Below are 7307 nucleotides of genomic sequence, written 5' to 3'. Positions count from 1 at the left end.
TGAAAAATAGCGAGCCCTTCAGCCTTGTAGAGGCAAGCTTCGCTTTTTGCGCGGCTAGTACTTCAGCAGCCTGTTAGCGCTCCCCCGCCACGTAGGGATGACACCGATATAGGGGTTTGGTTATCTGTGCGCTGGCGAGAACTGCAAAGCTGCTGCGGCAGATTCGCTAGCGAAATCCGAGGGCTGTACGCCACTGTATGGCGCTTAAAAGTCTGTAAGCAGTAGAAGCCACGTCGGAATGTTCTTAACCAAACATTGACGTACCGAAGTTCGATCTCAGGAGAGAAGCGTGCAAACCAAGACCCGGAACATCCTCACATTCGGCATCATAGCTGCCGCCGCCGCAACGCTGGTTGCTTGCGGTGGTGGTGACGATTCCCCTTCGCAACCTTCCGTTACGGTGCAGGGGAAGGCAGTTGACTTTTACCTGTCCGGCGCGACGGTCACGTTCCTAGATTGCGGCAACAAGACCACAACAACAAACGCAACCGGTGACTTCACTTTCCCTGACGGCTGCACCAAGAGCGCGCTGAAGGTGGCAGGGGGTACGGATATTGGTACCAATCAGAAATTCACCGGCGTGTTGCAGGCGCCCGCGGTGGAGTATAAGGCGGGTGTAACGCCTGTGATTTCTCCGTTGACTACGCTGGTGGCACAACTCGGCGCGACCCAAGCCGCGGCACTGGCTACAAAGCTAGGTCTGGCAGGCAAGGACCTGGCCACGCTAGACCCGCTGCAGGACGCAGCCGCGCTTAAGGCAGCGGTGGTGGTACAGCAACTGGTTGACCAAGTAGCGAAAACGCTGACCGGCCTCGCCACCGGTGGCACGCTGAGCGCAGAGGATGCAGCGGCAGCAGCGTCCAAGGCGCTCGCCAGCGCAATCACCAGCGCCTCTGGCACCGCTGACATTTCCAATAGCACGCTGGTTTCTAACGTGGTGTCGGGCGCTGTGCAGAACGCCAAGAGTGGTTTGCCGGCAAACCTGCAGACGAATATTGCTGCAGTAGCTGCGAACGTGGCGGCGTTGACCGGGCCGGTGATCGCCAGCCAAGTGTTGAGCGTGGACGCGTCCCTTAGCGAAATTACGCTGAGCGGGAGCCCGGCCGATACGTTGGCCGCGCTTAAGGCAAGCGGATCGCTTAACGCAGTCACTGAGAGCGCTCTGTCAACGACGACCACGGCGCTGGTTAAGGCTGTCACGCCGACCGCGCTGAATGATGCTTCGAACGCTTCGAAACTGGCTCAACTTGGTGACGCCGTATCCACTGGCAATACCACCAAGATTGAGCAGGCAACCAGTAGCTTGGGCAGCGCCGTGGATAGTACCGCCATCGACAATGTGGCCGCCGCGGTCAAGCTGAAAGACTACCTGCTACTGTCCAACCTGATGATTAACGGGGCGTCTTACCCGATTACCGATACGATTACCGCCACGGGTGGCACGCTGAGCTCGATTCAGGTCGCAGTCACGAAGAACGGTGACCCCTTCAACGGGGGGGCATCGCAGGTGCGCGCCGGCCTCAGCTACACTTACGGCGGGAACCAGGTCGACGTCATCATCGAGAACGTGACGCTGACGTTCAGCGGCACGCAGCTGACCAATGCGGTGGTTCCGGCCGGCACGACCTACTCGTTCCGCATCAGCGGCTCGCAGTCGGCCGCGGCTACCCTGAGCAATGTCACAGCCGACAATCTGTTTTCCAGCGCTAATGGCGGCTCGCTGAACCTGCCGTTCACTGTGTTCCTCGGCAAGCTCAAGTCTGCCGGCTCGCTGAGCCAGGCCCAGATTGATGCGCTGACACCGAAGGCGACTAACACGTTCCCCGTGACGTTTGCCACAAACGGTATCAGTGGCAAGGATGTGACGGTGGGTGCGCTGGTGGATGGAAGCGTGGAAAAAACCAAGACTGAGTCGGTGAAGACTGACGCAGCCAAGGTCACCGGTGATGGCCTCGAGACTGCAGTGACGCTCAACCCGTAATAGGGCGCGTAGTAACGCCTTCTCCCAGGATGGGGGAAGGCCAACGCCCGAGCCATCCAATGCATTATCGACAGCAATGCCGAGGGTGGTCGGGCGTTTCTTTGTGCCAGCGTGGAGTTCTTCGAGCACGCACGCATCCATGAGGCATATTCGGTGGCCTCGGAGATTCTATGCAGTGGTTTCAAAAGCAAAGCTTGCGCCCGTATTGGGGCCTGGTGCTGGGTCTGACATGCTCTGGGTCGGCGATCGCAGCGCCAGACGACGTATTTTTGCAGGCCGAGCCCACCACGGGTGAATTCACCTCTGTGCGAGTGGAAGCCAGCTATGATGTGCTCAATGATACGCTGGATGTCCTGCATCTACGTCAGAAGCAAGGCGCGGTACCTGACAATGCCGGTGACTATCGCGGTGGCAAACTGATGCTCGGCTATAAGTTCTCGCCACATTGGTCTGGCTCCGCGACATACTGGCGTCGAGGTATCGATTACGGTTCGGACACGAACCACATCGACAGCTGGATGTTGGCCTTGCACTACGATCCGCTTGCCGAGCCGGGCGCCCGCGATCGCATCATTACGAGATTCTCGCTTTGGGGTGACTACAGTGGCAGCCTGACGCGCTCATCGCCACTCACGGTACGCAACACCACTTTCAACAGCGTTACGGTGAAAGGCGCAAACGACATCCAAGCCCAAGCCGACGTCATCTTCGCTGGTGAACTGACCGAGCGAAACCAACTTACGGGCTTCGTTGGGTTGGGGGTGAGCCATGTGTCGTTAGGTAGTATCAATACGCGACTGCAGCGCGGTAACTGCAATTTCAATGTTGCCATCGGTTCGGACAACATTGCGCGCGGTGCGCTCGCTGCCCCGTGCGCGGTCGGCAATACCTCCGTTCAGTCCGCGACGTTTGCGGTCGATGCGGGTCAGTTCGGCATGAACATCAACGACGATTTTAGCTACACCGCTGGCTACCTGAGCCTGGGTGGTTCCTGGCGCTGGAAGTACCAAAACTTCGCCGCCAGATTGGGTTACCAGTTCCAGTATCTCCTGCGTAGCAACGTCGACAACAACTTGCGCAACTACGGCCAGTCGCCAGTGCGATCCAACCATACCTTGGGGCTGGAGCTTTCGTACGCTGTGGTGAAGAACGTGGAGTTTTTTTTGCGAGGGCAGGCGTCGTTGCATAATTTTGTCGGAACCGTTCCCTTCCTCTACAACGCCGCGACTGCAGGAAAGATGGACAAATATTACGGATACGGTTCGATCGGTCTTCGGTTTTCTGGATTTTAGACGCAGACTGAGCCTCTTCCATCCTTGGGTACGACCTCGCGCATCTCAAATAGAATGGACGATTACGCCGTTCAGGAACGGGCTCAGTGGCGTCACGATCAATAACGAGAAGGTTGGGACTGAGTTCGAAGAAAGGCGAATGAATCGAAGAACTATAGCTAACGCTTTGCAGATTTACGTCAATCATGAGAACCTCTGAACACGTGAGCGCAATAGCCGCAGAACTAGAAGCTCTGATCGATCGCAACACGAGGCCAAGTCGCAACTACGCGACCCTTCGAAGCCTTGACGATATCTACGTCCGAACGCAGCCGACTTGGGCTCGCAGCCTGATCCGCAGGCTATCTAACCAAGCCAAGCAGTTCTATACGGAGCCCGAGCGGCCATTTTCTGAGAATGAGGCTCACATACTGCTCCGCGATATGCGTCGCTTCATACTTGAGTTGCGTAAAGGTGCATCAATGGCCGAGCAAAGCGGCGACTAACGCGGTGACGCCACCGCTTACGCCGAGGCTGCGGTTGTCTCCTCCTCGAAGCGCTCCTTTGCAACGAGCTGGGTGACCAAGCCCACGGCGTTGGTGTGGAATGCCACTCTGCCGAAGCATCGGCGTCGACACCACTCGCAAGATAGTTTTGCGGGAAATCGTCGTCCGAGATGACAGCCGGAAGCAAGGACGCCATGCGAAAGTCGCCATCCAAGGCACGGTTGCCGTGTGGTTGCTGAGATCGACTTCTTCTCCAGTACGTTCTCTTCCTCAATGATCTGGCGTACCACTGGTTGCGGCCAGCACCGGGGACCAGAAACCGGGCATAGTTGCACCAACGTGTACACTAGAGAATCCACCGGCCGATCGCATGTTGAGTTTCCTCCTCCCAGTCCAGCCTTCCGAGATTCCAAATTGTTGCGGGACTGGGATGGCAGGGTTCGCAAGCATCTTCAGATAATCCATTGGATACCTCGGCGACCTCATCGTGCCGAGCCGAATCGCGCTGCTCGGCCAGCGATGCGCGTGTAGCAGCATATCTGCTGTCGATCCGGAGGACGCATTTGCGATCAAGGACCTTCTCAATGGTGGTCATTTCCGTAGGTTTCACAGCGGTGTCACGGATTTTCTGCGATGCTGTGTGCAGTTGGCAGGAAAGACCACCGCCTGAGCGCATGAGCCAAAGGTGTTCTGGCTCATGCGATCAATGAAGTTTGCCCGCAGCATGAAGCGCGCATGTTGTCGTCAACGCCGCCTACACGTTGCAAATGGACTCGTTCACGGGCTTGGCAAGCGTGAGGGGGACAGATTTTACTGTGTCAACGGGGACGTTCATCAGGCGGACACCTATGCTGCGCAGAACGTGCGGAACAGATTTTAAGGAACGACGATCAATGAACATCTACCAAGAAATTTGGGATGCCGACCAGAGCGGCAACGGTGTGCGTTCTATCCTGGCCACCGACGACGGCGACAGGAACAAAGGCTACGTCAAAGTGGCGAACAGCAAGACTCTGTCAGAGACCGGAAGCCAGAGTCCTGCCGGAAGTGGTCATCCCGCCTTCTAAGGGCGTCACCTACGAAAGGGTGCGCGCCTTGTTCGACAACTACGCCTTGGACGAACGATCGCAGTAAGTCGAGACGGCGGAGGAACGTGCAGAAGTCCACGAACTCCTGGAAGCGGTGGTCGATACCGCTCCGATGCAGGTCGCGCGTGCCTACATATCCGAAGAAACTGGTACGCCAGTGTCGCGCGATCGGTGGTATGCCAGGCTAATGGAACTCTGGTTCCGGCGCTTCAACCAAGGCGGCGATCGCGACCTGTCCGGCTTTGAGCATGTATTCGTCGGCGAGCAGGAAGGTCCGAAGGTCCAAGGCTACCACTTCTGGTACAAGTACTACCTGGACGACGGCCTCGCCGGCACCATCGATCGGGACTGCTTTCCAGGCTTCAGGGACGACCGCATCGTCTATCTGCGGGGGGCAGTATGAAGATGGTCAAGAGCGCTTTCCCGAATCCGTGACGATTTCGTACAAGTGGGTGCGCCGGACTATGCCGCCAATCAGGTGCGGCCGCTCACCAAGCCGAAGGGCGGATTTCCGCACGTTCTATCCTATCTATCTGGGTCCTGCCGGCGCGGCGGGATTCCGTGCGGCTGGATGGCTGGCTTCTGGTGGACAAGATGAAGAACCGCTTCAGCATCGAAGATCTTGAGCTTCCTCCGGGGATCGCATCGACAGTTCTGCTACCGCGCAATTCTATCCAGCTCTCCAACAAGGGGGGCGAGATACGGCTCGTGGATCGTTCCGGCCATACGGTCCATGTCGTCACGTACTCGAAGGCGCAAGCCCAGCGGGAAGGGGAGACAATCGTGTTCTGAGGAAGCGAATGGCACAACCCAGGCCCCCGATGGCAACCGCGCTGACACAAGTGCACTCGCATTGGCGCGTTCTCCGTGATACGCGGCATTGCCGTGGGGAGACGCTGGGAGGTGAGGCGCCATCCAAGCCGTGTTGCCCGTTGGTGAGTGGAAAACGGCGCGGCTAACACAGGAAGGCCAATGCAGAACAGGTTCTCGCTGGGCGCGCTCAGCGACAGCAGGAAAACTTGCTGTGGTTCGCGCTGACTGACGTCGGCAAGCAGGCATTGCTTGCGGCGGCCGCCTCCCCCCTCCGAACCTGTTGATGTCGCGCATGTTGCGATCTAGCAGATAGACGGTAAGCGTGTAGCCAGTGCCGTGTTGACGTCGGCAGCAGTTACGCTGGCGTAGCCAGTTTCTCAGCGACGACCCACGGCGTGAGTTCGTCGACGCGGTTGATCGCGTGATCCGCGATGCGTGCGAGCACGAAGCGTAGGTAAGCCTCGGGATCGACGCCGTTGAGTTTGGCCGTGCCGATCAGGCTGTAAATTGCAGCGGCGCGTTCCCCACCTGAGTCTGCACCCGCGAACAGGTAATTGCGTCTTCCGATGGCCACCCCGCGCAGCGCACGCTCGACCGGCAGGTTGTCGATCTCCAGTCGTCCGTCGTCGCAATAGCGCGTGAGCGCCTCCCACCGGTTCAGGGCATACAGGATCGCCCGACTCGTGTCAGATTTGCGCGAGAGCGTCTTCAACGTGGCGCTCAGCCACGCGTGGAGTTGATCGAGTACTGGACGTGCTTGCGCCTGTCGATACGCGCGGCGTTCGTCGGGTGGTTTGCCCCGGATCTGCTCTTCGACCTTGTATAGTGCGCCGATGCGTTCCAGCGCCTCGGTATTCAGGGCATTCGGGCGAGCCGCGTGCAATTCGTAGAACTGCCGTCTGGCATGGGCCCAGCATGCTGCTTCGGCAACACGTCCCGTTTCGTAGATCGCCTGGTAGCCGCCGTAGGCATCGGCCTGCAACGTCCCGTTGAACGATTCGAGATGCTGCTGCGGGTGGATGCCCTTGCGGTCCGGAGTATAGGCAAACCAGACGGCCGGCGGAGTTGCGTCGCCCGACGACCTGTCGTCACGTACGTACACCCACAGGCGTCCGGTTTTAGTCTTGCCGGTACCTGGTGCGAGCACCGGGACTGGCGTATCGTCGGCATGGAGCTTCGTCGCCGCCATGACGTGACGACGCAGTGCGTCGACGAGCGGTTGCAGCAGCGCCGCACTGTGACCAACCCACTTCGCCAGCAGCGAGCGCTCCAACTCGACACCTTCACGCGCATAGATCACAGACTGTCGGTAGAGCGGAAGGTGATCCGCGAACTTCGAGACCAGCACGTGAGCCAGCAGTCCCGGGCCTGCCATGCCTCGCTCGATGGGACGGCTCGGCGCAGCAGCTTGGGTGATGTGATCGCAGCACGAACATGCCAGCTTTGGTCTCACATGGCGTATGACCCGGAAGCTCGCCGGCACATATTCGAGTTGTTCGGAGACGTCCTCGCCAAGCTGCTTCATCGGCGCACCGCATGCCGTGCAGGTGTCACGTGATTCGGGCCAATGAGTCTGGATCTCGCGCGGCAGGTGTTCTGGCAACGGCTTACGTTGTACCTGTTCCGGTGCCGTACGCGGCGTCCTGGA

General features: G+C 58.8%; 5 protein-coding genes and 1 pseudogene. 5 read left to right on the top strand and 1 reads right to left on the bottom strand.

The genetic code is table 11. The features are described 5' to 3' along the window. Positions 1 to 289: 289 nt before the first annotated feature. The 5 genes and pseudogenes from J8I34_RS32660 (at position 290) to J8I34_RS32640 (ending at position 5638) form a co-directional block, all read left to right on the top strand. Positions 290 to 1981 carry a hypothetical protein gene (locus tag J8I34_RS32660; RefSeq protein WP_209808331.1) on the top strand — a complete coding sequence of 564 codons (1692 nt, stop codon included), beginning with the start codon at positions 290 to 292 and terminating at the stop codon, positions 1979 to 1981. Between the two features lie 170 nt (positions 1982 to 2151). Beyond that, on the top strand, positions 2152 to 3273 hold the full coding sequence (locus J8I34_RS32655) for a hypothetical protein (protein WP_209808329.1): 1122 nt from the start codon (positions 2152 to 2154) through the stop codon (positions 3271 to 3273). Positions 3274 to 4651: 1378 nt separating this feature from the next. Beyond that, positions 4652 to 4825 (top strand): hypothetical protein, encoded by a 174-nt coding sequence (locus J8I34_RS32650; protein ID WP_209808327.1) that lies wholly within the window; start codon positions 4652 to 4654, stop codon positions 4823 to 4825. Positions 4826 to 4907: 82 nt separating this feature from the next. Next, positions 4908 to 5249: pseudogene (locus J8I34_RS32645) on the top strand (hypothetical protein); the annotation flags it as partial. A 191-nt stretch (positions 5250 to 5440) separates the two neighbouring features. Next, positions 5441 to 5638, top strand: a complete 198-nt coding sequence (locus J8I34_RS32640) for a hypothetical protein (protein WP_209808325.1) — start codon at positions 5441 to 5443, stop codon at positions 5636 to 5638. 376 nt (positions 5639 to 6014) lie between these two features. Here J8I34_RS32640 and tnpC read toward each other — a convergent pair. Then, positions 6015 to 7307 (bottom strand): IS66 family transposase (gene tnpC / locus J8I34_RS32635; protein WP_209808323.1); only part of this gene is annotated, 1293 nt, incomplete at its 5' end.

It is taken from the genome of Cupriavidus phytohabitans, assembly GCF_017815025.1.
Lineage (GTDB): Bacteria > Pseudomonadota > Gammaproteobacteria > Burkholderiales > Burkholderiaceae > Cupriavidus.
This window is presented reverse-complemented; position numbering and strand designations above follow the sequence as displayed.

Coding starts and splice junctions, on each gene's coding strand:
- J8I34_RS32655 (WP_209808329.1), top strand. CDS start 2,152: ATGCAGTGGTTTCAAAAGCAAAGCTTGCGCCCGTATTGGGGCCTGGTG.
- J8I34_RS32650 (WP_209808327.1), top strand. CDS start 4,652: ATGAACATCTACCAAGAAATTTGGGATGCCGACCAGAGCGGCAACGGT.
- J8I34_RS32640 (WP_209808325.1), top strand. CDS start 5,441: ATGAAGAACCGCTTCAGCATCGAAGATCTTGAGCTTCCTCCGGGGATC.